The sequence below is a fragment of the Microbacterium sp. bgisy203 genome (genome assembly GCF_965345155.1).
Classification (GTDB): Bacteria; Actinomycetota; Actinomycetes; order Actinomycetales; family Microbacteriaceae; genus Microbacterium.
The window spans coordinates 238,953-263,790 of the sequence record NZ_CBDRLZ010000001.1; the positions used below are offsets into that span (position 1 = coordinate 238,953).

General features: G+C 70.7%; 23 protein-coding genes and 2 tRNA genes. 11 read left to right on the forward strand and 14 right to left on the reverse strand.

Annotated features, from left to right (window positions below):
• Window positions 1-2: 2 nt before the first annotated feature.
• Both ACRVYW_RS01115 and ssb read right to left on the reverse strand, forming a co-directional pair.
• Entirely contained in the window at window positions 3-497 is a 495-nt protein-coding gene (locus ACRVYW_RS01115) for a DUF6993 domain-containing protein (protein ID WP_431800870.1), read from the reverse strand.
• A gap of 73 nt (window positions 498-570) precedes the next feature.
• Window positions 571-1,146 carry a single-stranded DNA-binding protein gene (ssb, locus tag ACRVYW_RS01120; protein ID WP_431800872.1) on the reverse strand — a complete coding sequence of 192 codons (576 nt, stop codon included), beginning with the start codon at window positions 1,144-1,146 and terminating at the stop codon, window positions 571-573.
• Window positions 1,147-1,404: 258 nt separating this feature from the next.
• On the opposite strand from ssb, the gene ACRVYW_RS01125 reads away from it, so the two are divergent.
• Window positions 1,405-1,647 carry a DNA mismatch repair protein gene (locus ACRVYW_RS01125; RefSeq protein ID WP_431800874.1) on the forward strand — a complete coding sequence of 81 codons (243 nt, stop codon included), beginning with the start codon at window positions 1,405-1,407 and terminating at the stop codon, window positions 1,645-1,647.
• Between the two features lie 42 nt (window positions 1,648-1,689).
• Here the strand turns inward: ACRVYW_RS01125 and ACRVYW_RS01130 are convergent, their stop codons facing one another.
• On the reverse strand, window positions 1,690-3,120 hold the full coding sequence (locus ACRVYW_RS01130; protein ID WP_431800875.1) for a PLP-dependent aminotransferase family protein: 1,431 nt from the start codon (window positions 3,118-3,120) through the stop codon (window positions 1,690-1,692).
• A gap of 62 nt (window positions 3,121-3,182) precedes the next feature.
• On the opposite strand from ACRVYW_RS01130, the gene ACRVYW_RS01135 reads away from it, so the two are divergent.
• The gene (locus ACRVYW_RS01135) at window positions 3,183-3,803 is read left to right on the forward strand and encodes a YczE/YyaS/YitT family protein (RefSeq protein WP_431800877.1); all 621 of its coding nucleotides are present in this window, start codon (window positions 3,183-3,185) and stop codon (window positions 3,801-3,803) included.
• Here the strand turns inward: ACRVYW_RS01135 and ACRVYW_RS01140 are convergent.
• Window positions 3,790-3,999 carry a methyltransferase gene (locus ACRVYW_RS01140; protein WP_431800879.1) on the reverse strand — a complete coding sequence of 70 codons (210 nt, stop codon included), beginning with the start codon at window positions 3,997-3,999 and terminating at the stop codon, window positions 3,790-3,792. The genes ACRVYW_RS01135 and ACRVYW_RS01140 overlap by 14 nt on opposite strands.
• A 107-nt stretch (window positions 4,000-4,106) precedes the next feature.
• Window positions 4,107-4,178, reverse strand: a tRNA-Arg gene (locus ACRVYW_RS01145).
• A 59-nt stretch (window positions 4,179-4,237) separates the two neighbouring features.
• On the opposite strand from ACRVYW_RS01145, the gene orn reads away from it, so the two are divergent.
• The 5 genes from orn (at window position 4,238) to ACRVYW_RS01170 (ending at window position 6,134) form a co-directional block, all read left to right on the forward strand.
• Window positions 4,238-4,861: an oligoribonuclease gene (gene orn / locus ACRVYW_RS01150; protein ID WP_431800881.1), complete on the forward strand. Its 624-nt coding sequence runs from the start codon at window positions 4,238-4,240 to the stop codon at window positions 4,859-4,861.
• 34 nt (window positions 4,862-4,895) lie between these two features.
• A tRNA-His gene (locus tag ACRVYW_RS01155) sits at window positions 4,896-4,971 on the forward strand.
• Between the two features lie 25 nt (window positions 4,972-4,996).
• The gene (locus ACRVYW_RS01160; protein ID WP_431800882.1) at window positions 4,997-5,347 is read left to right on the forward strand and encodes a metallopeptidase family protein; all 351 of its coding nucleotides are present in this window, start codon (window positions 4,997-4,999) and stop codon (window positions 5,345-5,347) included.
• A complete protein-coding gene (clpS, locus tag ACRVYW_RS01165; RefSeq protein WP_431800884.1) occupies window positions 5,344-5,646 on the forward strand; it encodes an ATP-dependent Clp protease adapter ClpS in 303 nt (100 codons plus the stop codon). Before ACRVYW_RS01160 ends, clpS begins: the two co-directional genes overlap by 4 nt.
• Window positions 5,643-6,134: a DUF2017 family protein gene (locus ACRVYW_RS01170; RefSeq protein WP_431800886.1), complete on the forward strand. Its 492-nt coding sequence runs from the start codon at window positions 5,643-5,645 to the stop codon at window positions 6,132-6,134. Before clpS ends, ACRVYW_RS01170 begins: the two co-directional genes overlap by 4 nt.
• 38 nt (window positions 6,135-6,172) lie before the next feature.
• Here the strand turns inward: ACRVYW_RS01170 and ACRVYW_RS01175 are convergent, their stop codons facing one another.
• From ACRVYW_RS01175 to gatC, 6 genes are all read right to left on the reverse strand, one after another.
• Complete coding sequence (locus ACRVYW_RS01175) at window positions 6,173-6,751, reverse strand: zeta toxin family protein (RefSeq protein ID WP_431800888.1); 579 nt, start codon at window positions 6,749-6,751, stop codon at window positions 6,173-6,175.
• Complete coding sequence (locus ACRVYW_RS01180; protein ID WP_431800890.1) at window positions 6,735-7,052, reverse strand: hypothetical protein; 318 nt, start codon at window positions 7,050-7,052, stop codon at window positions 6,735-6,737. The genes ACRVYW_RS01175 and ACRVYW_RS01180 overlap by 17 nt, the downstream gene beginning before the upstream one ends.
• 22 nt (window positions 7,053-7,074) lie before the next feature.
• Entirely contained in the window at window positions 7,075-8,334 is a 1,260-nt protein-coding gene (locus tag ACRVYW_RS01185; RefSeq protein WP_431800892.1) for a DNA polymerase IV, read from the reverse strand.
• Window positions 8,335-8,519: 185 nt separating this feature from the next.
• Window positions 8,520-10,034, reverse strand: a complete 1,515-nt coding sequence (gatB, locus tag ACRVYW_RS01190) for an Asp-tRNA(Asn)/Glu-tRNA(Gln) amidotransferase subunit GatB (RefSeq protein WP_431800894.1) — start codon at window positions 10,032-10,034, stop codon at window positions 8,520-8,522.
• Window positions 10,034-11,590 carry an Asp-tRNA(Asn)/Glu-tRNA(Gln) amidotransferase subunit GatA gene (gatA, locus tag ACRVYW_RS01195; protein WP_431800896.1) on the reverse strand — a complete coding sequence of 519 codons (1,557 nt, stop codon included), beginning with the start codon at window positions 11,588-11,590 and terminating at the stop codon, window positions 10,034-10,036. The genes gatB and gatA overlap by 1 nt, the downstream gene beginning before the upstream one ends.
• A complete protein-coding gene (gatC, locus tag ACRVYW_RS01200) occupies window positions 11,587-11,886 on the reverse strand; it encodes an Asp-tRNA(Asn)/Glu-tRNA(Gln) amidotransferase subunit GatC (protein WP_431800898.1) in 300 nt (99 codons plus the stop codon). Before gatC ends, gatA begins: the two co-directional genes overlap by 4 nt.
• A gap of 91 nt (window positions 11,887-11,977) precedes the next feature.
• Between gatC and ACRVYW_RS01205 the strand changes: the two genes are divergently transcribed.
• Window positions 11,978-13,681 carry a long-chain-fatty-acid--CoA ligase gene (locus tag ACRVYW_RS01205; RefSeq protein WP_431800900.1) on the forward strand — a complete coding sequence of 568 codons (1,704 nt, stop codon included), beginning with the start codon at window positions 11,978-11,980 and terminating at the stop codon, window positions 13,679-13,681.
• A gap of 15 nt (window positions 13,682-13,696) precedes the next feature.
• Here the strand turns inward: ACRVYW_RS01205 and ligA are convergent, their stop codons facing one another.
• Genes ligA through ACRVYW_RS01220 form a run of 3 tightly spaced genes read right to left on the reverse strand, consistent with a single transcriptional unit; the run spans window position 13,697 to window position 18,379 of the window.
• Entirely contained in the window at window positions 13,697-16,021 is a 2,325-nt protein-coding gene (gene ligA / locus ACRVYW_RS01210; RefSeq protein ID WP_431800901.1) for an NAD-dependent DNA ligase LigA, read from the reverse strand.
• 51 nt (window positions 16,022-16,072) lie between these two features.
• Window positions 16,073-17,170: a tRNA 2-thiouridine(34) synthase MnmA gene (gene mnmA, locus ACRVYW_RS01215; RefSeq protein WP_431800903.1), complete on the reverse strand. Its 1,098-nt coding sequence runs from the start codon at window positions 17,168-17,170 to the stop codon at window positions 16,073-16,075.
• Between the two features lie 9 nt (window positions 17,171-17,179).
• Window positions 17,180-18,379, reverse strand: a complete 1,200-nt coding sequence (locus tag ACRVYW_RS01220; RefSeq protein WP_431800905.1) for a cysteine desulfurase family protein — start codon at window positions 18,377-18,379, stop codon at window positions 17,180-17,182.
• Between the two features lie 76 nt (window positions 18,380-18,455).
• Between ACRVYW_RS01220 and glgX the strand changes: the two genes are divergently transcribed.
• From glgX to glgB, 3 genes are read left to right on the forward strand one after another with little or no spacing between them, the layout of a single operon-like run.
• A complete protein-coding gene (gene glgX, locus ACRVYW_RS01225) occupies window positions 18,456-20,546 on the forward strand; it encodes a glycogen debranching protein GlgX (protein ID WP_431800907.1) in 2,091 nt (696 codons plus the stop codon).
• 9 nt (window positions 20,547-20,555) lie between these two features.
• Entirely contained in the window at window positions 20,556-22,661 is a 2,106-nt protein-coding gene (locus tag ACRVYW_RS01230; protein ID WP_431800908.1) for a maltotransferase domain-containing protein, read from the forward strand.
• Window positions 22,658-24,796 carry a 1,4-alpha-glucan branching protein GlgB gene (gene glgB, locus ACRVYW_RS01235; RefSeq protein ID WP_431800910.1) on the forward strand — a complete coding sequence of 713 codons (2,139 nt, stop codon included), beginning with the start codon at window positions 22,658-22,660 and terminating at the stop codon, window positions 24,794-24,796. The genes ACRVYW_RS01230 and glgB overlap by 4 nt, the downstream gene beginning before the upstream one ends.
• Window positions 24,797-24,838 lie beyond the last annotated feature (42 nt).

A 24,838-nucleotide genomic window follows, 5' to 3' on the forward strand; every position in this document is an offset into this window, starting at 1 on the left:
GCTCACCAGTCGATCGGGCGCGTCTGTCCCACCAGGCACGTGCCGCTCGGCGTCAGCGGCAGCACGAGCGCCGTCGGCACCGGCGTCGAGGGGCCCACCTGACCGACCAGGCACTCCTCCCCCCACTTCACGGAGAACTGGATGGAGTCGGCGGGGTTCCCGACCGTCGTCTGATCGTTCGTGACCTCCATGGCGGCTTTGTCGAAGCCGGCGGCGACGAGTGCGTCGACGTACGCGCGGCCCTGCGCACGGGCGTCGGTGGCAGCAACCTGGTCCATGACCGCGGTGAACAGCGGGAGGTTGTCGGCCGCCGACCCGTCGGGTACGAGCACCGGTCCGGTCGGGGTCGGGGTGGCGGAGGGGGCCGGCGCGGCCGTCGACGCCGATGTCGACGGCGACGGCTCGGGCGTCGGGGTGCAGCCCGCGAAGAGGAGGATGCCGGCGACGACCGCGACTGCCGTCATGCTGCGGAGCGGGCGGGAGGCGGAAGGACGCACCCGTCGAGTCTAGGTCAGCACCCGAGCGCGTCCGGCCGCCCCGCGCGGCCGCCGGGGCAACGCTCATCCTCGCTCAGAACGGCGTCGTGTCGCTGCCATCCGGAGCGTCCCAGCCTCCCTCTCCGACACCCGCCGCGGCTCCGACGAGCGCGCCGGCGCCGTCCCGAACGCCGGTGCCGTCGCCCGCGGGGTCGCCGCTGGTGCCTGCGGTCGGGGCCGGCGACGATCCGGGCGCGGCCCACCCGGTGCTCTCGGAGTGCGACGGGTGGACGCCACCGCTCTGCGCCGCGCCGCTCATCTCGGCATCCTTCTCGAACGTGGTCGTGCCGAACAGCAGGTCGGGACCGACGGCGGTGGCATCGAGGTCGGCGCTCACTCCCGAGCGGCCGTTGGCCTCCCATTCCTTGAGGCGAAGCCGCCCGGCGACGATCACGCGCTGACCCTTCGTGAGCGAGGCGAGCGCATGCTCGGCGAGCTTGCGGTGCGTCGAGACGCGGTAGAAGTTCGTGTGCACGTCGATCCATCTGCCGCCGTCGAGTCGCCGTTCGGTGCTCGCGACGGTGAACGTGGTCATCGCGGCGCCACTCGAGGTGGTTCGCGGTTCGGGGGCGGCCGTCAGGTTTCCGGTGACGACGATGACGTCTTGCATGGTGGTGATCCTTTCGATGGCGGGCCGCGGAATGGCGGTGACGCGGTGGGCGTCTGCTCCGGCGCCCGCGTGCCCGTTCGGACGCCGGAGCACTGCTCATCCTGTCGTCGCGTGGACCGGACATGGCCGGAGAGGGGCCGATCTGTGGATGGATCCCGAAATCGGTCACCTGGGGAGGAGGCGATGAGATCGTCCGCCGCACGCGATGTCGGAGGTCGCACCTATGTTCGAGGCCGGAACGATTCAGGAGGTGATCGGATGACCATCGGAACGGTGCCCGCGCCGACGGTACGCGGCGTGGTGCTGCGGGCCGTCTCGGCGCATCGGTGGCGTGTCCTCGACCGGATGGGACGCGTCATCGGCCATCTGCGCGCGGAATCGGAGCGACGCGGCGTGCGCTTCTACGCGGAGCGGTTCGATCTCGCCGGTGCGCGCATGCGCGAGCTCGGCGCGTTCTGGAGCGCCGACGAAGCCGTCGACTGTCTGCGGTACCTGCGGTGAGGCGTGGGGAACCGGCGCGCGACCCGGCGATCGGACGGGGGCTCAGACGAGCGCGTCGAACACCTCGCCCCCGATCGTCGGCGCGGCCGCGAGGACGTCGGGCCACAGCTCCGCGAGCACCGCGACGCCGCGGGCGAGGTCGGCGGTCGGGGCGGTGAAGGGAATGCGGAGATGACGGTCGTGCGCGCCGTCGACGGCGAATCGAGAGCCGGCGGACAGGTACACGCCACGGGAGCGGGCCGCGATCACGAGACCGGAGCCGAGCGGCGCATCGAGTTCGACCCACATCGCGACGCCGCCGGCCACGTCGGGTACCCGCCATGACGGCAGCGACGCCTGGAGCGCTGCCATCAGCGCGTCACGCCCCGCGCGCAGGACCGACGCGCGCTGCTCCAGGACGTCGGGCATGCGCTCCATCACCCGCACCGCCACCGCCTGCTCGAACTCGGGCGTTCCGAGGTCCCTCGGCGGTCGGGCCGCGATGAGGCGTGCGATCAGCTCGGCATCCGCTCTCACCCACCCGATCCGGAGGCCTCCCCACGCCGTCTTGCCGAGAGACCCGACGCGCACGACCCCCGCCCCGGCACCCATTCCCGGCGCGGCCACGCGCGCGGTGTCGATGTCGTCGATGGCGAGGTCGGCGGTCGTCTCGTCGAGCACGAGGATCGTGCCGGCGCGCGCTGCCGCGTCCGCGATGACGCGCTCGTCGTCGGGCGTCATCGTGCGTCCGGTCGGGTTCTGGAAGCGCGGCATCAGGTACGCGAGCCGCGGACGGGTGTGGGCGAACGCCTGCACCGCGCGATCGAGGTCCCACCCGCCCGACGTCGAGACGGGCACGCCCACGAGGCGTGCACCCGCTGCGCGCAGCGCCTCGGCGGCGTGCGGATAGGTGGGCGTCTCGATGAGCGCGCGATCGCCGCGACCGAGCAGGGTCTCGGCGAGCAGGTGGAGTGCGGACTGCGCACCCGTGGTCACCAGGATCTCGTCGGCCTCGGTCGGCAGTCCGGTGGCGCTGTAGCGCGCCGCGATCGCCGTGCGGAGTGCGAGGGAGCCCCGCCCGTCGTACCCCGACCGCGCGACGAGGGTCGCGGCATCCGCGGCGACCTCGCTCATCACGCCCGCGAGTCCCGGCCAGGCCGCGGGGCTCGCCTGCTGCAGGTCGATCGCTCCCTCGACGGCATCCACACGCCCGGGTTCACGCACCGGGCGGGGCAGCGTCACACTCCCCGAGCCGCGGAGACTCTCGATGTGCCCGGTGTCGCGGAGGCTGCGATAGGCCGCCGCCACCGTCGTGCGGCTGAGCTGGAGTACCGCGGCGAGCTCCCGCTCGGCGGGAAGCGCCGTGCGCGCGGCGATGCGGTTGTCGAGGCACAGCAGGCGGATGCCGTCGGCCAGCGCCTCGTAGGCCGGTTCGCGCGTGCGCCAGCCGCCGAGCGCATGGGCGAGCGAGCGCGCGGAGATACGGGAGTCCATCGGGCCACGATAGCCGAATTGGACTGTTCAGCAAGGTCCAATTCCTCACAAGTGTTCCGGACATGACCCTCCGCATCCTCCGGCTCCTCGTCGGCCTCATCGCGTTCGGCGCCGGGTGCGCCGTGATGGTCCGCGCGGGCATCGGCCTCGACCCGTGGACGGTGTTCGCGCAGGGCATCGCGCTGCAGACGGGCATCGGAATCGGATGGGTGACGAACATCCTCGGATTTCTCGTGCTGCTCGTTTGGATTCCACTGCGTCAGCGCCCCGGCGTCGGCACCGTCGCGAACATCCTGCTCGTCGGCACGAGCATGCAGGCGACACTCGCGGTGGTGCCCGCTGTCGAGGGCTTCGCGCTGCAGCTCCTGACCTTCATCGGCGGCATGCTCGTCGTCGCGGTCGCCTCCGGGCTGTACATCGGCGCGGACTTCGGTCCCGGCCCTCGCGACGGCCTCATGACCGGCATCCACGCGCGCTTCGGCACGCCCATCTGGGCGGCGCGGTTCGGGGTCGAGGCGACGGTCCTCCTCGCCGGATGGCTGTTGGGCGGCACCGTGGGGATCGGCACGGTCCTGTTCGCGGTCGGCATCGGACCGCTCGTCGACCGCACGCTGCCGCTGCTGGATCACCGTCGCGGTCTGCGTGGACGCGCGGCCATCGCCGCCGTCGTCAATGCTCGGTGAAGCGCGGCCAGTCGGACCCCGCCGGCAGATGCCCGTGCAGCGCGCTCTTCGCGATCTCCATCGTCGGATACGTGCCGAGGCTGCTGTCGGCGTCGGCGATGGTGGCCGTGTAGCCGTCGTCGCCGCGGCGGATCGTTCCGACGACGCTTCCCTCCGAGCCGTAGGCGACCCACAGACCCGATGTCGATGTGCTCATGGTGACTCCTTCGTCGATTCGACGGTACGCCGCCGAGCGCACTCGCGCCAGGGACGCACCGGCGCGGCGAGATGTGGCGACGCACGGCGTCGAGAACGAAGAGAGTGTGCCCCCGGCAGGATTCGAACCTGCGACCAACGGATTAGAAGGCCGTCGCTCTTCCACTGAGCTACGGAGGCGCCCCTCCAGCGTACTGTCACCACCCGCCGTGTCGGAGCCGCTCGTTAGGATGATGATCATGGTGAACGCCGCGGAGAACGACCGACTCGTCTGGATCGACTGCGAGATGACGGGCCTCGACCTCGAGGTGGACGAACTCGTCGAGATCGCGATCATCGTGACCGACTTCGAGCTCAACCCGCTCGATGAGGGGTACCAGATCGTCATCAAGCCCGACGACTCCGCGCTCGAGCACATGAACGACTTCGTCACCGAGATGCACCGATCGTCGGGTCTTCTCGACGAGATCCCGGGCGGCGTCAGCGTCGCCGAGGCGGAGTTCGAGGCGCTCGAGTACATCCAGCGCTTCGTCGTCGAGGGCAAGGCCCCGCTCGCCGGCAACACGATCGGCACCGACCGCATGTTCCTCGCGAAGTACATGCCACGCCTCGACCGCTGGCTGCACTACCGCAACGTCGACGTCTCGAGCGTCAAGGAGCTCGCCCGCCGCTGGTACCCGCGCGCCTACTTCAACGCGCCCACCAAAGACGGCGGACACCGCGCTCTCGCCGACATCCGCGAATCGATCCGCGAACTCGCCTACTACCGCCAGGCGGTCTTCGTGCCCGAGCCCGGCCCCACGAGCGACCAGGCGCGCGCGGCAGCCGAAGCGGCCGTGTCGTCATACGCCTCCGGCGTGTAATAGAATCGTCTGGTTGCCCGGAAACGGGAGCATGGTGGCTATAGCTCAGTTGGTAGAGCACCGCGTTGTGGTCGCGGGGGTCGCGGGTTCAAGCCCCGTTAGCCACCCCACTCACTTCCCCGTCGGGAGGTTCGCATGATCGAGATGGATGCCGAGGCGTTCGACGCCCTCGTCACGGACGAACTTGATCTGCTCCCCGACGAGATGATCGACGGACTCGACAACGTCGTGTTCGTCGTCGAAGATCGCCCCGAAGACGGGTCGCTCGACCTGCTCGGACTCTACGACGGGCTGGCGCTCACCGAACGCGACCGCTACGGCATCGGCGAGCTCCCCGATCGCATCATCGTCTACCGCGAACCGCACCTGCACGTCTGCGACGACGTCGCAGAGCTCCGCGACGAGGTGCACACCACCCTCGTCCACGAGATCGCGCACTTCTACGGCATCGACGATGCGCGTCTGCACGAGCTCGGGTGGGCATGATGGATGCCGTGGCCGCGACCCTCCCCCTCGAAGACCTCGACCTGGACTCGGCATCCGCCACGTCCGGCCCCTGGCAGACCGTCGTCTGGAACGACCCGGTCAATCTCATGAGCTACGTCGCGCACGTCTTCCGTACGTACTTCGGCTTCTCCCGGGAGCGGGCGCAGGCGCTCATGCTCGCCGTGCACAACGATGGTCACGCCGTGGTCGCGGAGGGCGCGCGAGAGCAGATGGAGCTGCACGTCCAGGCGATGCACGACTACGGGCTGTGGGCGACGGTCCGCGAGGCCGGCGCATGAGCGCAGTGGTGCTGGAGCTGTCGGTCATCGAGGCGGCGCACCTCTCCGACCTCGTCGCGCAGTTCCAGACGCTCCTCGACGAACCGATCGACGACGAGCGGATGGATGACTCCGCTCTGGCTCGCCTGGTGCCCGATGCCTATCGCGACGATGTCGATGCCGCGAGCGAGTTCCGCCGCCTCACCCAAGACGATCTCCTGGACCGCCGCCGGGACGATGCCGCCACGGTCGCCGCGACGCTCCTGTGCGACGGCGAGATCCTCCGGCCCGACGCCGTCACCGAAGAGAACGCGACGGACGAGTTCGAGATCACCCTCGATGATGCCGCGGTCTCCGCGTGGCTGCGCACCCTCACCGCCCTCCGCCTGGTCCTCGCGACGCTCCTCGGCATCGCAGACGACACCGACCGCCTCGATCATCCCCGGTTCGGCATCTACAACTGGCTCGCCTACCGCCTCGAGGGGCTGCTCGAGGCGATCGACGACTGAGCGTCCGCGCGGGCAGGCGTCATCGTGGCGCGCTCAGTTCACGGCACGTCGACGACGATGTGGGCATGTGCGAGCGGGTCGTCGTCGGCGAGGTGGCGCGTCTCCTGCGCCGCCCAGCGGTCCCAATGCGGGCGATACGCGTCGCCGTCGCGTCCCAGCGCTCTCGCCCGGCGCTGCGGCTCGGGCGATTCGAGCCACACCGTCACGGAGGCGAGGGGCGCCGATTCGGCCGTCAGCACACCCGCTCCCTCGACGATCAGCGTCCGGTCGGCGGGCGTGACGACCTCGTCGCCGGGAGCAGAACGCGCCCAGTCCCACCGACGCCACCGCGCCGCGCGGCCCGCACGGATCGGGGCGATCACCTCGGATCGTGCACGGCCGGCACCGTCGGCCAGACCGTCCCACCCGGGATAGATGTCGTCGAGCGCGACGACTTCCGCCCCGCCCGGGAGCCGCTCGGCGAGCATCGCCGCGAGGGTCGTCTTGCCCGACCCGGAGCGACCATCGATCAGGATGATCGCGGGGCGCGCGGAAGCATCGAGCGCGGCCACGGCATCCTGCACCCCCGCGGCCGCCCGCTCTAACGCGGCACCGACCTCGTCAGCGCTTGAGTGCACGGATGACGCGACTGAGAGCGCGTCCGGCGACCCAGATGAACGGGATCCCGACGGCGAGAAGCGAGATGATGTTCGGCTCGAAGCGCAGATCGTCGCCCTTCCGGATGTACGCGCCGATCGGGGCGGCGTAGCCGCCGCCCCCGCCGCCACTCCCCTCGGGGCTCTCACCGGCCCCGAAGCCGCTCCACGAGATCGCGACGGGCACGAGGCGCACCCCGTCGACGTCCTGCTGTTCGCCGTAGACGCTGTTCACGCCGAGCGATGCGGTCTGCTTGCCGAGTTCCAGTGCGAGGTTGGGCATGCCCCCACCGTAGCCGCTGCGGTCAGCTCTCGCGAGGGAGTCGGGGGTTCGTCGGCAGCGCCCCGACGTCGCGGCGCGGTCCGAGCACGCTCGCCCGGGTGACCGCGCCGCCGCCGAAGCGCTCGCGGGCGTCGTCGAGCGCCGCGTCGACGCGGCGCCAGTCCTCATCGTCGTCCCACAGGGCGAGCGCCGCGCCCCCGCCGGGACGCAGCTTCTCGGCCCGCACGCCGATGAGCCGCACCGGCTGCGAGAGCTCCACGGCGTCGAAGAGCCCGATCGCGACGTCGCCGATGCGCTGGCCGACGTCCGTCGGCTCCGGGAGCGTGCTCGCGCGCGAGATGGTCGTGAAATCGGCGTACCGGAGCTTCAGCGAGATCGTGCCGGCTTCCCACCCGCCGCGGCGCAGGCGCCCGGCGACCCGGTCGGCGAGCCGGCGCAGCTCGCTGCGCAGCATCGCGGCATCCGCCACGTCTTCGAGGAACGTCTCCTCGTGACCGATGCTCTTCTCGGTGCGCTCGGTCTCGACCTCACGGGGATCGTTCCCCTGCGCGAGCTGCCAGACACGCGCTCCGCCGGCGCGTCCGAGCGCGCGCTCGATCACGGGGCGGGGCGCGGCGAGGATGTCGGACACGTACCGGATGCCGCGGCCCTCGAGCGACTCGGCGGCCTTCGGTCCCACGCCCCACAGGGCGCGCACGGGGAGACCCGCGAGGAAGGTCTGCGTCTCGGGGGCGCTGACGATGAGCAGTCCGTCGGGCTTCGACAGCGTCGACGCGATCTTCGCGACGTGTTTGGTCGCGGCGACGCCGACGCTCGCGACGAGCCCCGTCTCCTCGCGGATGCGTGTGCGGAGCCCCCGCGCGATCTCGCCGGGACTCCCCCATAGTCGCCGAGCTCCGGACACGTCGAGGAACGCTTCGTCGATCGAGAGCGGCTCGACGAGCGGTGTGATGTCGTGGAAGATCCCCATCACCTGGCGCGAGAGCGCGGCGTAGCGCTCGAAGTGCGGCGGAACGACGATCGCCGTCGGGCACAGGCGCAGCGCCTGGGCGACGTTCATCGCGGAGCGGACCCCGTACCGGCGGGCCTCGTACGTCGCACTCGAGACGACGCCGCGGCCCTCCATGCCGCCCACGATGACCGGCTTTCCGGCGAGCGTCGGGTCGTCGAGCACCTCGACCGACGCGTAGAACGCGTCCATGTCGACGTGGAGGATGCGGGTGCCGGTGTCGTCGGCATCCGGCGCCGACACGCGCCTGCCCGATCCGTCGCCACGACCCACACCCCCATTGTCCCCCACCCCACCGACACCGCTCCCTTCCCGCGCGCACACTCCCGCGAGACCGCCTGTTCTCGACGAGACCCGCGCTTCTTGCGGCGGGTCTCGTCGAGAACAGCGGGTCTCGGGGAGTGGAGGAGCGAACTCGGTGTCCGGGCGCTGCGCGAGCGCGGCAGCGCAAGGCTGCGTCAGCCGGCGGCGCGCTCCAGGATCAGTTCGCGGACGCGCGCGGCATCCGCCTGACCCTTCATGGCCTTCATGACCGCGCCGATGACCGCACCGGCGGCCTGCACCTTGCCGTCGCGGATTTTCGCGAGGACGTCCGGCTGCGCCGCGAGGGCCTCGTCGATCGCCGCGATGAGCGCACCGTCGTCGGAGACCACGGCGAGTCCACGGGCGTCGACGACCTCCTGCGGCGTGCCCTCGCCGGCGATGACGCCCTCGAGCACCTGGCGGGCGAGCTTGTCGGTGAGGGTCCCCGCGTCGACGAGCTGCTGCAGGGCGGCGACGGATGCCGGCGAGACGAGCGACGAGGCCTCGACGCCCTGCGCGTTCGCGACGCGCGAGATCTCGCTCATCCACCACTTGCGCGCGGCCGCCGGTGAGGCTCCCGCCGCGACCGTCGCCTCGACCTCGTTCAGCAGACCCGCGTTGACGACGCCCTGGAAATCGATGTCCGCGAAGTCCCAGTCGTTCTTCAGCCGCTTGCGGCGCACCGCCGGAGGCTCGGGGAGCGCAGCGCGGAGGCTCTCGATGAGCTCCACGGGAGGCGCGACCGGAAGAAGGTCGGGCTCGGGGAAGTACCGGTAGTCGTCGGCATCCGACTTCGGGCGCCCGGGCGAGGTCGTACCGGTGTCCTCGTGCCAGTGCCGGGTTTCCTGCGTGATCGCACCGCCGGCGGCGAGGATCGCCGCCTGACGCTGGATCTCGTAGCGGACGGCCCGCTCGACCGAGCGCATCGAGTTGACGTTCTTCGTCTCGGTGCGCGTGCCGAGCTTCTCCTGCCCGCGGGGACGGAGCGACACGTTCGCGTCGCAGCGGAGGTTCCCGCGTTCCATGCGCGCCTCGGAGATGCCGAGCCCGATCACGATGTCGCGGATCGCCCGGACGTAGGCGGCGGCGAGCTCGGGGGCGCGGTGCTCGGCGCCGAAGATCGGCTTCGTGACGATCTCGACGAGCGGGACGCCGGCACGGTTGTAGTCGACGAGCGAGTACTCCGCGCCCTGGATGCGGCCCGTGGAGCCTCCGACGTGCGTGAGCTTGCCGGCGTCCTCTTCCATGTGCGCACGCTCGATCGGGATGTCGAACGTGGTGCCGTCGGAAAGCTCCACCTCGATGCGTCCTTCGAACGCGATCGGCTCGTCGTACTGCGAGATCTGGTAGTTCTTGCCGAGGTCGGGGTAGAAGTAGTTCTTCCGCGCGAACCGGCTCGAGGGCGCGATCTCGCACCCGAGCGCGAGACCGAGGCTGATCGAGTAGCGGACCGCCGTCTCGTTGACCACGGGGAGCGCACCGGGAAGACCCATGTCGACCGGGGCGACGAGGGTGTTCGGGCCCGCGCCGTGGTTCTTCTCGTTCGCAGGATTCGGGGCGGCCGAGAACATCTTGGTCTCGGTGTTGAGCTCGACGTGCACCTCGAAGCCGAGGACGGGCTCGAAACGTTCGAGCGCCTCGTCGAAGTCCATCAGGGCATCCTTCGCCATCAGCGGTCCCCTCCCTGCGTGTTCCCCTGCGATCTCCCCGAGCTCGACGCGGCACCCAGCTCGGGCGCCCGGTCGAGGAGCGGTCCCCCCCACTGGTCGACGAGGAGCGCCTCCAGCGCCGCCCCGACGCGGTAGAGCCGGGCATCCTCGCGCGCGGGCGCGACGAACTGGATGCCGACGGGCAGCCCGTCCTCCTCCGCGAGCCCGGACGGAATCGAGATGCCGGGGACGCCCGCGAGGTTCACCGGGATCGTGGTCACGTCGTTGAGGTACATCTGGATCGGGTCGTCGACCTTCTCGCCCAGACGGAACGCGGTCGTCGGGGCGGACGGCGTCGCGATGACGTCGACCTGGGCGAACGCGTCGGCGAAGTCGCGCTGGATGAGGGTGCGCACCTTCTGGGCGCTGCCGTAGTAGGCGTCGTAGTAGCCAGCCGACAGCGCGTACGTGCCGAGGATGATGCGGCGCTTGACCTCGTCGCCGAAGCCGACGTCGCGCGAGCGCGCCATCACGTCTTCGACGGTGCCACCCGGAACGTCGACGCGGAGCCCGAAGCGGACCGAGTCGTACTTCGCGAGGTTGCTGGATGCCTCGGCGGGGAGGATCAGGTAGTACGCCGCGACCCCGTACTCGAAGTGCGGGGCGCTGATCTCGACGATCTCCGCGCCGTGCGCTTCGAGGAGCGCGAGCGACGCGCGGAAGGACTCCGCGACGCCCGGCTGGAAGCCCGTGTCGGGGAGTTCGCGGATGACGCCCACCTTGAGCCCGGCGAGGACCCCGCCCGTCGCGCCCTCGCGCGCGGCGGCGGCGAAGGAGGGCCAGGCATCCTCGAGGGAGGTCGCATCGTGCCGATCCCACCCACCGATGACGTCGTGGAGGAGAGCCGCGTCGAGGACCGTGCGCGCGACGGGCCCGACCTGATCGAGGGAGGATGCCAGGGCGATCGCGCCGTAGCGGCTCACCCCGCCGTACGTGGGCTTGATGCCGACGGTGCCGGTCACGTGGGCGGGCTGGCGGATCGAGCCGCCGGTGTCCGAGCCGAGGGCGATCGGCGCCTCGAACGCGGCGACGGCGGCGGCCGATCCACCGCCCGAGCCTCCCGGGATGCGGTCGAGATCCCACGGGTTGCGTGTCGGCCCGTACGCCGAGTACTCGGTCGAGGAGCCCATCGCGAACTCGTCCATGTTCGTCTTGCCGAGAGGCACGAGACCGGCCGCACGCGAGCGGGCGACGACCGTGGCGTCGTACGGCGACATGAAGCCCTCGAGGATCTTCGATCCGCTCGTGGAGGGCATGTCGGTCGTGACGAGGACGTCCTTGATCGCGAGGGGCACGCCGGCGAGTTCGCCGAGGTCTTCTCCGTCGGCGCGACGACGGTCGATCGACGCCGCGACGTCGAGGGCGTGGTCGCTGACGTGGAGGAAGGCGTGCACGTCGCCGTCGACGGCGGCGATCCGGTCGAGGTGCGCCCGGATCGCCTCGACGCTCGACACCTCACCGGAGGACAGCTTCGCGGCGAGGTCGGCCGCGGACAGGCGGGTCAGGTCGTCGCTCACTGCTCTTCTCCGAGGATCGCGGTGACCTTGAAGCGGTCGTCGGTCGCGTCAGGGGCGTTCTGCAGCACCTGTGCGACGGTGAGGGTCTCTCCCACCACGTCGGGACGGAAGACGTTCTCGAGGGCGATCGGGTGGCTCGTCGCGGGGACGTCGGGGGTGGCGACCTCGGACACCTTTGCGATGTTGTCGACGATCACGGAGAGCTGGCCGGTGAGCCGCTCCACCTCGTGGTCGTCGAGCTCGATCCGGGCCAGCACGCCGAGATGGCGGACGAGATCAGGGGTGATTTCAGACACCCCGATACTCTACCGGCGCACCCGCGGACCCCTCGAACGCCCCTGCCCGGGGCGCACGGTGGCGCGTGATCACGGGGTTAGGCTGACCTCCGTGACTTCGTACGACCCACCCCGCCCTTGGACCCGCAGCTACGCCGCTGGAGTCCCCGAAGACCTGACACCGGTGACAGGCTCCCTTCTCGACATCGTCGAGGCATCGGCCCGCGACTACCCGGATGCCCCGGCGCTGCAGTTCTTCGGACGCACCACCTCGTATCGCGAGCTCCTCGCGGCGATCGAGCGCGCGGCATCCGCCCTGAAGGACCTGGGTGTCGGGAAGGGCGACACCGTCGCGATCGTCCTCCCCAACTGCCCGCAGCACATCATCGCGTTCTACGCGATCCTGCGCCTGGGCGCCGTCGCGATCGAGCACAACCCGCTCTACACGCCGAGGGAGCTGCGCAAGCAGTTCGAGGACCACGGCGCGAAGACCGCGATCGTGTGGAGCAAGGTCGTCTCGACCGTGCAGGAGTTCCCCGCCGACCTCGCCGTCACCAACGTCGTCAGCGTCGACATCACGAAGGCCATGCCCGCATCGCTGCGGTTCGCCCTGCACCTTCCGGTCGCGAAGGCGCGTGACTCGCGCGCGCAGTTGACCGAGCGCACGACGGGCGCGATCGCGTGGGAGAAGCTCGTTCAGGCGAGACCGTTGCCGTCGTCCTACCCGAAGCCGACGACCGACGACCTCGCGATCATCCAGTACACGAGCGGAACGACCGGGTCGCCCAAGGGTGCGATGCTCACGCACCGGAACCTCCTCGCCAACGCCCGCCAGGCGCTGGCCTGGACCCCGTCGATCACGCGCGGCAAGGGGTGCGTCGTGTACGCCGTGCTGCCGATGTTCCACGCGTACGGCCTGACGCTCTGCCTCACGTTCGCGATGTCGATGGGCGCCCGGCTCGTCCTCTTCCCGCGCTTCGAGCCGGCGATGGTGCTCGAAGTGACCAAGAAGCACCCGGCGACCTTCCTCCCCCTGGTCCCGCCGATCGCCGATCGGCTGCTGCGCGCGGCGCAGGCCGAGGGCGTCTCGCTCGCCGGCACGGAGATCGCGATCTCCGGCGCGATGCCGCTGCCGCACGAGCTCGTCGTGCCGTGGGAGAAGGCGACCGGCGGTTACCTGGTCGAAGGCTACGGCCTGTCGGAGTGCTCCCCGGTGCTCATGGCCAACCCTGTCGCCGACAACCGCAAGCCCGGCACCGTCGGACTGCCGCTCCCCGGTACGGAGTGCCGCGTCGTCGATCCCGATGAGCCCACGCAGGACGTGCCGGCGGGCGAGCGCGGCGAACTCGTCGTGCGCGGGCCCCAGGTCTTCCAGGGCTACTACGGCAAGCCCGAGGAGACCGAGCGCGTGTTCGTGAACGGCTGGTTCCGCACCGGCGACGTCGTGCAGATCGACGACGACGGCTTCGTCAAGATCGTCGATCGCATCAAGGAGCTCATCATCACGGGCGGCTTCAACGTCGCACCCACGGAGGTCGAGAACGCGCTGCGTCAGCACCCGCGGGTCGTCGACGCCGCCGTTGTGGGGCTTCCGAGCGACCACTCGGGCGAAGAGGTCGTGGCGGCGGTCGTCGTGGACGGCGACGGCGCGGTGGATGTCGAGGAGATGCGCGACTTCACCCGCGGCATCCTCACCCCCTACAAGGTGCCCCGCCGGATTTTCGTCGTCGACGAGCTGCCGACCTCGCTCATCGGCAAGGTCCTGCGCCGTCAGGTGCGCGACTCTCTCATGAGCGTGACCCAGCCCGAGAGCTGACCCCCGCGCACGATCTCAGCCCGCGTCGGGGTCGAGGGCGTCGAGCGCCGCGGGGCCCTGCTCGACGAGGATGCGGAACTGATCGGCGTCGATGATGCGGATGCCGAGCTCCTCCGCCTTGGTGAGCTTCGATCCCGCCCCCGGGCCGGCCGCGACGAAGTCGGTCTTCTTGGAGACGCTCGAGGCCGCCTTGCCGCCCGCGGCCATGATCGCCTCCTGCGCTCCCTCGCGCGTGTATCCCTCGAGCGAGCCCGTGGCGACGACCGTCACGCCGTCGAGCACCCCGCCCGCGGCCACCGCGGCGCCCGGGCCGGGGTGGCCGGGGATCTCGAGGCGCGCACCGGCGGCCTGCCAGCGCGCGACGATCTCCTGATGCCAGTCCACCTCGAACCACTCGATGAGAGAGTCGGCGATGATGCCGCCGACGCCCTCGACCGCGGCGAGCTCGTCTCTCGTCGCGGCACGGATCGCGTCGATCGAGCCGAACCACTGCGCGAGCGCACGCGCAGCCACGGGGCCCACGTGGCGGATGCTGAGAGCGACCAGGAACCGCCAGAGATCCTTCGTCTTCGCCTTCTCCAACTCCTCGAGGAGCGTACGCGCCTGCGCCGAGGGCTGCGGGCCGGTGAGGCCGTCCTTCTTCTCGGCGGCGGTCGGGTTCCGGCGGAACGGGGCACGCCGCACCGGCTCCCCGGTCTTCTCGTCGATCTTCTCCTCGCCGGTCTCGGCGTCACGGACGATCACTTCGATCGGGACGAGCTCGTCGAGCGTCAGCTCGAACAGCCCGGCCTCGGTCTCGAGCGGCGGTTCGGCAGGCACCGAGGGCTGCGTGAGGGCGGCGGCCGTCACCTCGCCGAGGGCCTCGATGTCGAGCGCGCCGCGTGACCCGATGTGCTCGACGCGTCCGCGCACCTGCGCGGGGCACGACCGCGTGTTCGGGCAGCGCAGGTCGATGTCGCCCTCCTTCGCGGGTGCGAGGGTCGCGCCGCACGAGGGGCATGCCGTCGGCATGACGAAGGCGCGCTCTGTACCGTCGCGGAGCTCGACGACCGGACCGAGGACCTCGGGGATCACGTCGCCCGCCTTGCGGAGCACGACGGTGTCGCCGATGAGGACGCCCTTCGCCTTCACGACCTGCTGGTTGTGCAGCGTCGCCTGACGGACGACCGAACCTGCGACCCGCGCGGGCTCCATGACGGCGAACGGTGTCGCCCGGCCGGTGCGCCCGACCGAGACGACGATGTCGAGGAGCTTCGTGTTGACCTGCTCGGGCGGGTACTTGTAGGCGATCGCCCAGCGCGGGGCGCGACTGGTCGCGCCCAACTCGTCGTGCAGCGCGAGCTCGTCGACCTTCACGACGACGCCGTCGATCTCGTGTTCGACGTCGTGGCGGTGCTCGCCGTAGTAGGCGACGAAATCCTGCACGCCCGCCGCGTCGTCGGAGGTCCGGAAGTACGGGCTGGTCGGCAGACCCCACTGGGAGAGGAGGCCGTACACCTCGCTCTGCGACGACACGGGAGGGTCGGGCCACGCGCCGATGCCGTGCACGAGCAGCCGCAGCGCGTCGAGCCGCGCCTGGCCGGCATCCCGCTCCAGACCGGACTTCTTGTCGAGCTGCTGGCGCAGTCCGCCGCTCGCCGCGTTGCGGGGATTGGCGAACGCGGGAAACCGCCGCGCGGCGCTGCGTTCGGCGCGCTCCTCATCGACCCCGCGCCCCCGCATCTCGGAGACGACGGTGTCGCGCATCTCGGCCTGCAGCTCATTGAGCCGGTCGAATGCCGCAACCGGAATATACACTTCGCCCCGGACCTCGACGAGCGCCGGGTGACCGGAACCCGCGAGGCGCGTCGGGATGCCGGCGACCCGCACCGCGTTCATGGTCACGTCCTCGCCGACGCGCCCGTCTCCGCGCGTGGCGGCAGAGGTCAGCACGCCGTTCTCGTAGCGGAGGCTGAGCGCGAGCCCGTCGATCTTGAGCTCGAGGAGCCAGCGCACCGCGCGCCCCGCCGCGGCCTGCGTCTTCGCACACCACTCGTCGAGCTCCTCGGGCGAGAAGACGTTGTCGAGACTGAGCATGCGCTCGGCGTGCTCGACCGGCGCGAACATCGAGGACTCGGCAGCCCCGACGCTGAGCGTCGGCGAATCCTGACCCTGCACTTCGGGGAACGCCCGCTCGAGCGCCTCGAGGCCGCGCATCCAGCCGTCGTACGTCGCGTCGTCGACGAGCTCGGCGTCACGACCGTAGTAGGCGTCGCGGGCGTCGAGGATGAGGCCGGTGAGCCGGTCGGCCTCCGCACGCGCCTGGGCGAGAGTGAGGTCCGTCGGGAGTGTCTCTGTCACCGGTTCAGTCTACGAACCGCCTCCGACATCCGCCGAGGTCTGCGCGGCGCTTCAGGCCGGGACGGGCACGGCCGATACCGTCCGCGCGATCGTGAACTGCCCGATGACGCGGGTGCCGTCGTACAGGACGGCGGTCTGCCCGGGCGCAACGCCGTCGAACGGCACCTCGGGGGTGACGGTGACCTCCCCGTCCGCGAACACGGCGGTCGCCGGAACAGGCTCCGCGTGCGCCCGGATCTGCACGTGGCAGTCGAAGGACCCGTGCGCGGGAGCGCGTCCCGCCCAGCTGTACCGGGACCCGGCGATCTCGGCGGTGGCGAGCGCCTCCTTCGGCCCCACGACGACCGTGTTCGAGACCGGTCGCACCTCGAGGACGAAGCGCGGCTTGCCGTCCGGTGCGGGCACGCCGAGCGACAGTCCACGGCGCTGTCCCACGGTGTACGCGTGCGCGCCCTCGTGCTGCCCGACGACCGCGCCGGAACGGTCGATGATCTCGCCCGGTTGGGTGCCGACCTTCTCGGCGAGCCAGCCGCGCGTGTCGCCGTCGGGGATGAAGCAGATGTCGTGACTGTCGGGCTTCTGCGCGACCGTCAGCCCGCGCGCCGCGGCCTCGGCGCGGACGAGCGCCTTCGACGGCGTGTCGCCGAGGGGAAAGTACGTGTGCGCGAGCTGCTCCGCGGTGAGGACGCCGAGCACGTACGACTGGTCCTTCGCCTCGTCGCTCGCACGGTGGAGCTCTCGCCCCTCCGGGCCCTCCACGAGGGTCGCGTAATGGCCGGTGCAGACGGCGTCGAAGCCGAGCTCGAGCGCACGCTCGAGGAGAGCGGCGAACTTGATCTTCTCGTTGCAGCGCATGCACGGGTTCGGCGTCCGGCCCGCCTGGTACTCCGAGACGAAGTCGGCGATGACGTCCTCACGGAAGCGCTCGGAGAAGTCCCACACGTAGAACGGGATGCCGAGGAGGTCGGCAGCGCGCCGGGCATCCATCGCGTCCTCGATCGTGCAGCACCCGCGGCTGCCCGTGCGGAGAGTCCCGCCCGCGCGGGAGAGCGCCAAGTGCACACCGACGACGTCGTGCCCCGCCTCGACGGCACGAGCGGCCGCCACGGCGGAGTCGACGCCGCCGCTCATCGCCGCCAGGATCCGCATCGGTCCAGTCTACGAGCGTGCGGCTGTGCGAGCCCCGGATGCCCGCGCGTAGGCGTCGGGGAGCGCGCGGAGCACGGCATCCACGTCGTCGCCCGTCGAGCTGCGACCGAGGGTGAAGCGCAGCACCGAGCGGGCGTCGCGCTCGGACCGCCCGAGCGCCATGACGACGTGCGACGGCTCGGCGACCCCCGCCTGGCACGCGGACCCCGTCGACGCGGAGATACCCGCGCGGTCCAGGAGGAAGAGGAGCGACTCCCCCGCGGCGCCGGGAAAGAGCGCGTGCACGTTGCCGGGAACCCGATCGACCGGGTCGCCGAGGATCTCCGCGGCCGGCACGGCGGCACGGATGCCGTCGGCAAGACGTGCGCCGAGGGAACGCAGGCGCTCCTGCTCCCCCGCGAGTTCGTCGGATGCCTCGCCGAGCGCGGCCGCGAGGGCGGCGGCGCCCGCAACATCAGGGGTGCCGGAGCGGAGACCCCGCTGCTGCCCGCCGCCGTGGAGGACCGGAGTGAGCGTCGCGTGCCGCGACACGACGAGGGCGCCGGTGCCCACGGGCGCCCCGAACTTGTGCCCCGACAGGCTCAGCACCACAAGTCCCACCGGGCCCGAGGCGGCACCACGCCACCCCGCGAACGAGACGGGGAGGTGTCCGACGGCGCCCACGGCGTCGAGATGGAGGGGCACCTCGGCATCCGCCGCCGCGGCGGCGAGCCCCGCGGCATCCTGGACCGTGCCGACCTCGTTGTTGACGACGAGCGCCGTCGCGAGCGCCGCGCCCGCCGCATCCACTGCGGCATCCGCGCCGCGGAGCGCGTCGCCGAATGCCGGCACCGGAATCCGGCCGAGGGGATCGAGGGCGACGGGACGCACCTCGGCGCCCTGCGTCCGCAGCCACTCGACCGTGTCGAGCGTCGCGTGGTGCTCGCCGTCGGGCAGGACGATGGCTGCACGGCCCGCCGGACGCGACCACCAGAGTCCCTTCAGAGCGAGGTTGATCGACTCCGTACCGCCGCCCGTGAAGACGACCTCGATGGGCTCGCAGTCGAGCAGCGCGGCGACGCGCTCACGGGATTCTTCGAGCACGCGACGCGCGGCCTGGCCCGCGCCGTGCACCGACGAAGCGTTTCCTGCGGGCGCGGACGCGGCGAGCCATGCGTCGCGGGCCACGGTGCGCAGCGGCGTCGACGCGGCGTGGTCGAGGTAGATCATGGCGTCCGATCCCCTCCACAGCTCGCGGCACGCAGGCGTGCGCCGATCACTTCGCCGCATTACTACTGTAGATCGCATGGCACGCCCGAAGCCGTCCTCACCCGCCGCTCCCTTTCTCGGCGCCGCCTACGACCGGATGGGAGTGACCCTCGGCCCCGGCGGCGGCACGCTTCGCGTCTGGAGCGAAGCGGCGACGAGCGTCGAACTCGTCCTGGTCGATCCGACCGACCTCGACTGGATCATCGCCGCGCACCCGCTCACACCTGTCGGCGCAGACGTGTGGGAGGTCACGACGCCCGACCTCGAGGCGGGCTCGTGCTACGCCCTGCGGATCGACGGCCCTCCGGGTCCGCAGAACACCTTCAACGCCGAGACGCTCCTCATCGACCCCTACGCGCGCGGTCTCGTGCCGGTGCGGCTCGGCGAGTGGCGCTCGGTCGTCGTCGACGACGCGTACGACTGGGGCGAGGCGGAGAAGCCCGCGACGCCACTCGATCACACGGTGATCTACGAGGCGCACCTGAAGGGACTGAGCAAACGGCATCCCGACGTGCCGCCGGCCCTCCACGGCACGTATGCCGGGCTCGGCCACCCCGCGATGATCGAGTACCTGGCCGATCTCGGCATCACCGCCGTCGAACTCCTCCCGATCCACGCGTTCGAGACCGAACCCCGGCTTCTGAACCACGGCCTGACGAACTACTGGGGCTACAACACGCTGAACTTCTTCACGCCGCACGGCGCCTACGCGACCGCCGAATCTCTCGCCGCAGGCCCCGACGCGGTGCTCCGCGAGGTCAAGGACATGGTGAAGGCGCTCCACGCCGCGGGTATCGAAGTGCTGCTCGACGTCGTCTACAACCACACCTCCGAGCTGGAGATCGGCGGACCCCGGTCGAGTTTTCGCGGCATCGACAACGCCGCCTACTACCGGCAGACGAAGGACGGCGTCTACATCGATGTCACCGGCTGCGGCAACTCCGTGAACACGGCGACGGATGCCGCGTCCCGCCTCATCCTCGATTCCCTCCGCTATTGGGCGAACGAGGTCCGCGTCGACGGGTTCCGCTTCGACCTCGCCCCTACCCTCGGGCGGAACGCTCGCCACGAGTTCGACCCCGACCACCCGCTGCTGCGCGCGATCGCCGAAGACCCCGCGCTCGCGGGCGTCAAGATGATCGCCGAGCCGTGGGACGTCGGGATGGGCGGGTGGCAGACGGGCAGCTTCGGGGCCGGGTGGAGCGAGTGGAACGACCGCTACCGCGACCGCGTGCGGAACTTCTGGCTCAGCGACGTCGACTACGCCCGCCGCGCATCGACGCCACCCGCCGGCGTCGGCGGGTTCGCGACGCGCCTCGCGGGCTCGTCCAACACGTTCACCCCCGAGCGCGGACCGCTCGCCTCGATCAACTTCGTCACGGCTCACGACGGCTTCACGCTGCGCGATCTCGTGTCGTACGACGTGAAGCACAACCTGGGCAACGGCGAGCAGAACCGCGACGGTGCGGACACGAACCGCTCGTTCAACCACGGCGCGGAGGGCCCGACCGACGACCTGCGGATCCTCGCGACCCGGCGGAAGGCCATGCGGAACCTCCTCGGCACGCTCCTGTTGTCGGCGGGCGTTCCCATGATCACCGCGGGCGACGAGTTCGGCCGCACCCAGCGCGGCAACAACAACCCCTACTGTCATGACTCGCCGCTCACGTGGCTCGACTGGCAGCACGCGGAGTGGCAGGAGGATCTCCTCGCCCACGTGCGCCGCCTCATCCGGCTGCGTCACGAGAACCCTGCCCTGCGGCCGATCCGCTTCGCCCACGCCGAGATGTCGGTGCCGAGCGCATCGGTGATCGACTGGTACGACGCCGGCGGACACACGATGGCGCACGACCGGTGGAACGACCCGTCCCACCGCACGCTGCAGTACGACGCGCAGTCCACGCCCGAGCACGAAGCACCGAACCGGATCCTCCTGGTCGTACACGGCAATGAGGCGCCTGCGGACGTGACCCTCCCGCAGATCGAGGGCATCGAGCGGTACGTCTCCCTGTGGTCGAGCGTCCCCGAGCGCCCGGACGAGGACGAACCCGTCTTCGCTCCCGGAGCGACGGTCACCCTCCCCGGCACGGCACTGCATCTGTTCCGCATGGAGGGAGCGCGGCGGTAGGTTCGAGACGTGGCTTCGACAACGCGCCCCGCATCCCCGCCGGACTCCGCCCCGCACGCGCCGACGCTCCGCAGCACGTCGGAGATCCCGGTTCGGGCCGCGTCGCCGTGGCAGACCGCGCCCGACACACGCACGGGCCGGATCCCGCTGTCGCAGCCCCACCCGCGGGCCACCGATCCGGGTTTCCGCCCGTCGGCGTTCTCCGGCGAGGCCGTGCCGTTCTCGGTCACCGCGTTCCGCGAAGGTCACGATCTCATCGGGGTGCACGTGCGGCTCACCTCCCCGTCGGGCGCCGTGTCGCTCCACCGCCTGACCGCCGTGAACGACGGCTACGACCACTGGCGCACGCTCGTCGCCCCGCTCGAGGAAGGTGTCTGGACGTTCCGCTTCGAGGCCTTCGCCGACGACTACGCGACGTGGGAGCACGCGGCCGAGCTGAAGATCGCCGCCGGGGTCGACGCGCCACTGATGCGCGAGGAGGGTGCGCTGCTGTTCGAGTGCGCCGCCGCGGAAGGCGATCGGGATGCCGCGGAGGTGCGCGCTCTGACCGTTGCCGCCGCAGGCCTGCGCGATGGCGCCACGACCGACGAGGCGGCGCTCGTCATCGTCCGCGACCCCGAGCTCGCCCGGTACCTCGCCGATCGCCCGGTGCGTTCGCTCGTCACCCTCGGCCCCGATCTCGAGCTGCTCGTCGAGCGGGAACGCGCGGGCGTCGGCGCCTGGTACGAGTTCTTCCCGCGCTCCGAAGGCGCCCGCCGGCTGAAGGACGGGACGGTCAAGAGCGGAACCTTCCGCACCGCGATGAAGCGCCTGCCCGCCGTCGCCGCGATGGGCTTCAACGTCCTCTACGTGCCCCCGATCCACCCGATCGGCGAGGTGAACCGCAAGGGCCCGAACAACACCCTCGTCGCCGGTCCCGGCGATCCTGGATCGCCCTGGGCGATCGGGTCGTCCGCGGGCGGTCACGACGCCGTGCACCCCGACCTCGGCACCCTCGCCGACTTCCGGGCGTTCGTCCGCGCGGTGCGCGCCGAGGGGCTCGAGCTCGCGCTCGATCTCGCCCTCCAGGCGGCCCCCGACCACCCGTGGGTGACCGAGCACCCGGAGTGGTTCACGACCCTCGCCGACGGATCGATCGCGTACGCCGAGAACCCGCCGAAGAAGTACCAGGACATCTACCCGATCAACTTCGACAACGACCCCGACGGCATCCGCGCCGAGGTCCTCCGGATCGTCCGGCACTGGATCGCCCAGGGCGTGAAGATCTTCCGCGTCGACAATCCGCACACGAAGCCCTTGCAATTCTGGGAGTGGCTGATCGCGACAGTGAACGCCGAGCATCCCGACGTCGTCTTCCTGGCCGAGGCCTTCACCCGCCCGTCGCCGCTGCTCGCGCTCGCACAAGCGGGATTCCAGCAGAGTTATTCCTACTTCACCTGGCGCAACACCAAAGCCGAGCTCGAAGAGTTCTTCACCTGGATCTCGGGCGAGACCGCCGACATCATGCGTCCGAACCTCTTCGTCAACACGCCCGACATCCTCACCGAGTATCTGCAGTACGGCGGCCGCCCGGCGTACAAGATCCGGGCCGCCCTGGCCGCGACCGCCGGCGCCTCCTACGGCGTGTACGCCGGGTACGAGCTCATCGAGAACGTCGCCCGTCCGGGGTCGGAAGAGAACATCGACAACGAGAAGTACGAGTACAAGTTCCGCGATTGGGCGAAGGCGGATGCCGACGGCACCACGATCGCCCCGTACCTCACGCGCCTGAACGAGATCCGCCGCGCGCACCCGGCGCTGCGCCAGCTGCGCGGGCTCGACGTGCACTGGAGCGACGACGACGCGATCCTCGTCTACACGAAGCACATCGACGGTGCTCTCACCGCCGACGGCCGCCCCGACACGATCATCGTCGTCGCGAACCTCGACCCGCATTCGGCGCGGCAGACGACCGTGCACGTCGACACGACGGTGTGGGGCCTTGCGCGCGGCACGGAGTACGAGGTCGAGGACCTCATCACGGGGGCGCACTGGACCTGGAACCAGGACGCTTTCGTCCGCCTGGACGCGTTCGTCGAACCCGTCCACATCCTGCATGTCAAGGAGAACCGATGAGCACCGTGTCCGACGACATCCTCGACGCGGTCGCCGCCGGTGCCTACCACGCGCCGCACGACGTCCTCGGGGTGCATGAGCAGCCGGACGGAACTTGGGTCATCCGCACCCGCAGGCCCCTCGCGAAGACCGTGACCGCCGTCACCGACATCGGCGACGAGATTCCGCTCGCGCACGTTCGCGGCGGCATCTGGGAGGGCGCGACCGCGTCACCGCCGCTCGCATACGAGATCGTCGCGACGTATGACGACGGGTCCGCCTACCGCAGCGACGACCCGTACCGGCACCTGCCGACGCTGGGCGAGGTCGATCAGTACCTCATCGGCGAAGGGCGTCACGAGCAGCTGTGGCGTGTGCTCGGCGCCCACGTGCACCACTACAACGGCGTCACCGGCGTGTCCTTCGCGGTGTGGGCGCCCGACGCGCGCGCGGTGCGCGCCGTCGGCGACTTCAACGGCTGGGACGGCGCGTCTCACGCGATGCGCACGCTCGGCTCGAGCGGCGTGTGGGAGATCTTCGTCCCCGGCCTCGGAGCCGGCACCGTCTACAAGTACGAGATCCTCACGCCCGACGGGGAGTGGATCCTCAAGGCCGACCCGATGGCGAACTACGCCGAGGTGCCGCCGGCGACGGCATCCATCGTCACCGAGTCGTCGTATACCTGGGGCGACAGCGCCTGGATGGACGCGCGCGCACGCCGCTCCCCCACCGACCAGCCGATGTCGACGTACGAGCTGCACTTCGGGTCGTGGCGCGAGGGGCTCTCGTACCGTGACGCCGTCGACCCGCTCATCGCCTACCTCACCGAGGTCGGCTACACGCACGTGGAGTTCCTGCCGCTCGCCGAGCACCCCTTCGGCGGGTCGTGGGGGTACCAGGTCACGGGGTACTACGCCCCGACGAGCCGGTACGGCACGCCCGACGACCTCCGCTATCTCATCGATCGGCTCCACCAGGCCGGCTTCGGCGTGATCATGGACTGGGTGCCGGGGCACTTCCCGAAGGATGCCTTCGCCCTCGCCCGCTTCGACGGGCGCCCCCTTTACGAGCACCCTGACCCGCGCCGCGGCGAGCACAAGGACTGGGGCACGCTGATCTTCGACTACGGGCGCAACGAGGTGCGGAACTTCCTCGTCGCGAACGCGCTGTACTGGTTCGAGGAGTTCCACGTCGATGGTCTGCGCGTCGACGCCGTCGCCTCGATGCTCTACCTGGACTACTCGCGCAAGGACGGCGAGTGGGAGCCGAACATCTACGGCGGCCGCGAGAACCTCGAGGCGATCCGCTTCCTGCAGGAGGTCAACGGCACCGCCTACAAGCGCTACCCGGGCATCGCGATGATCGCCGAGGAGTCGACGAGCTACCCCGGCGTCACGGCGCCGACCTCCGCGGGCGGACTCGGATTCGGCTTCAAGTGGAACATGGGCTGGATGAACGACACGCTCGTCTACTTCCAGCGCGATCCGATGTACCGCGCGCACCACGAGGGCGAGCTGTCGTTCTCGTTCGTGTACGCGTTCAGCGAGCGGTTCGTCCTGCCGATCAGCCACGATGAGGTCGTGCACGGCAAGGGCACCCTCTTCTCCCGCATGCCGGGCGACCACTGGCAGAAGCTCGCCAACATGCGCGCGTTCCTCGCGTACATGTGGGGACACCCCGGCAAGCAGCTGCTGTTCATGGGACAGGACTTCGGGCAGATCGGCGAATGGTCCGAGAGCCGCAGCCTCGACTGGTGGATCCTCGACCAGCCGCCCCACCGTCAGCTCCTCGATTTCGTCGGGGCGCTCAACCGCGTGTATCGCGAGCACGCCCCGCTGTGGTCACGGGATGCCGACGAGAGCGCGTTTCGGCGCCTCGGGGCTCCGAACTGGAACCCCAACGTCATCGCGTTCTCACGCGACGACCACCACGGCAACACGGTCGCGGTCGTCTGCAACTTCTCCGGCGAGCCGATCCACGACTATCCCCTGGATCTGCCCGCCGGCGGCGAGTGGACGGAGCTGCTGAACTCGGATGCCGAGGCCTACGGCGGCTCCGGCGTCGGGAATCTCGGGTCGGTCCACGCCGATGCGAACGGCCGTGCGACGATGGTGCTGCCGCCCCTCGGTGTCCTCTGGCTCAGCCGCTCCTCCTGACCCTCGCTGATCGAGTGCCGCGGCGCAGCCGCGGTGTAGCAC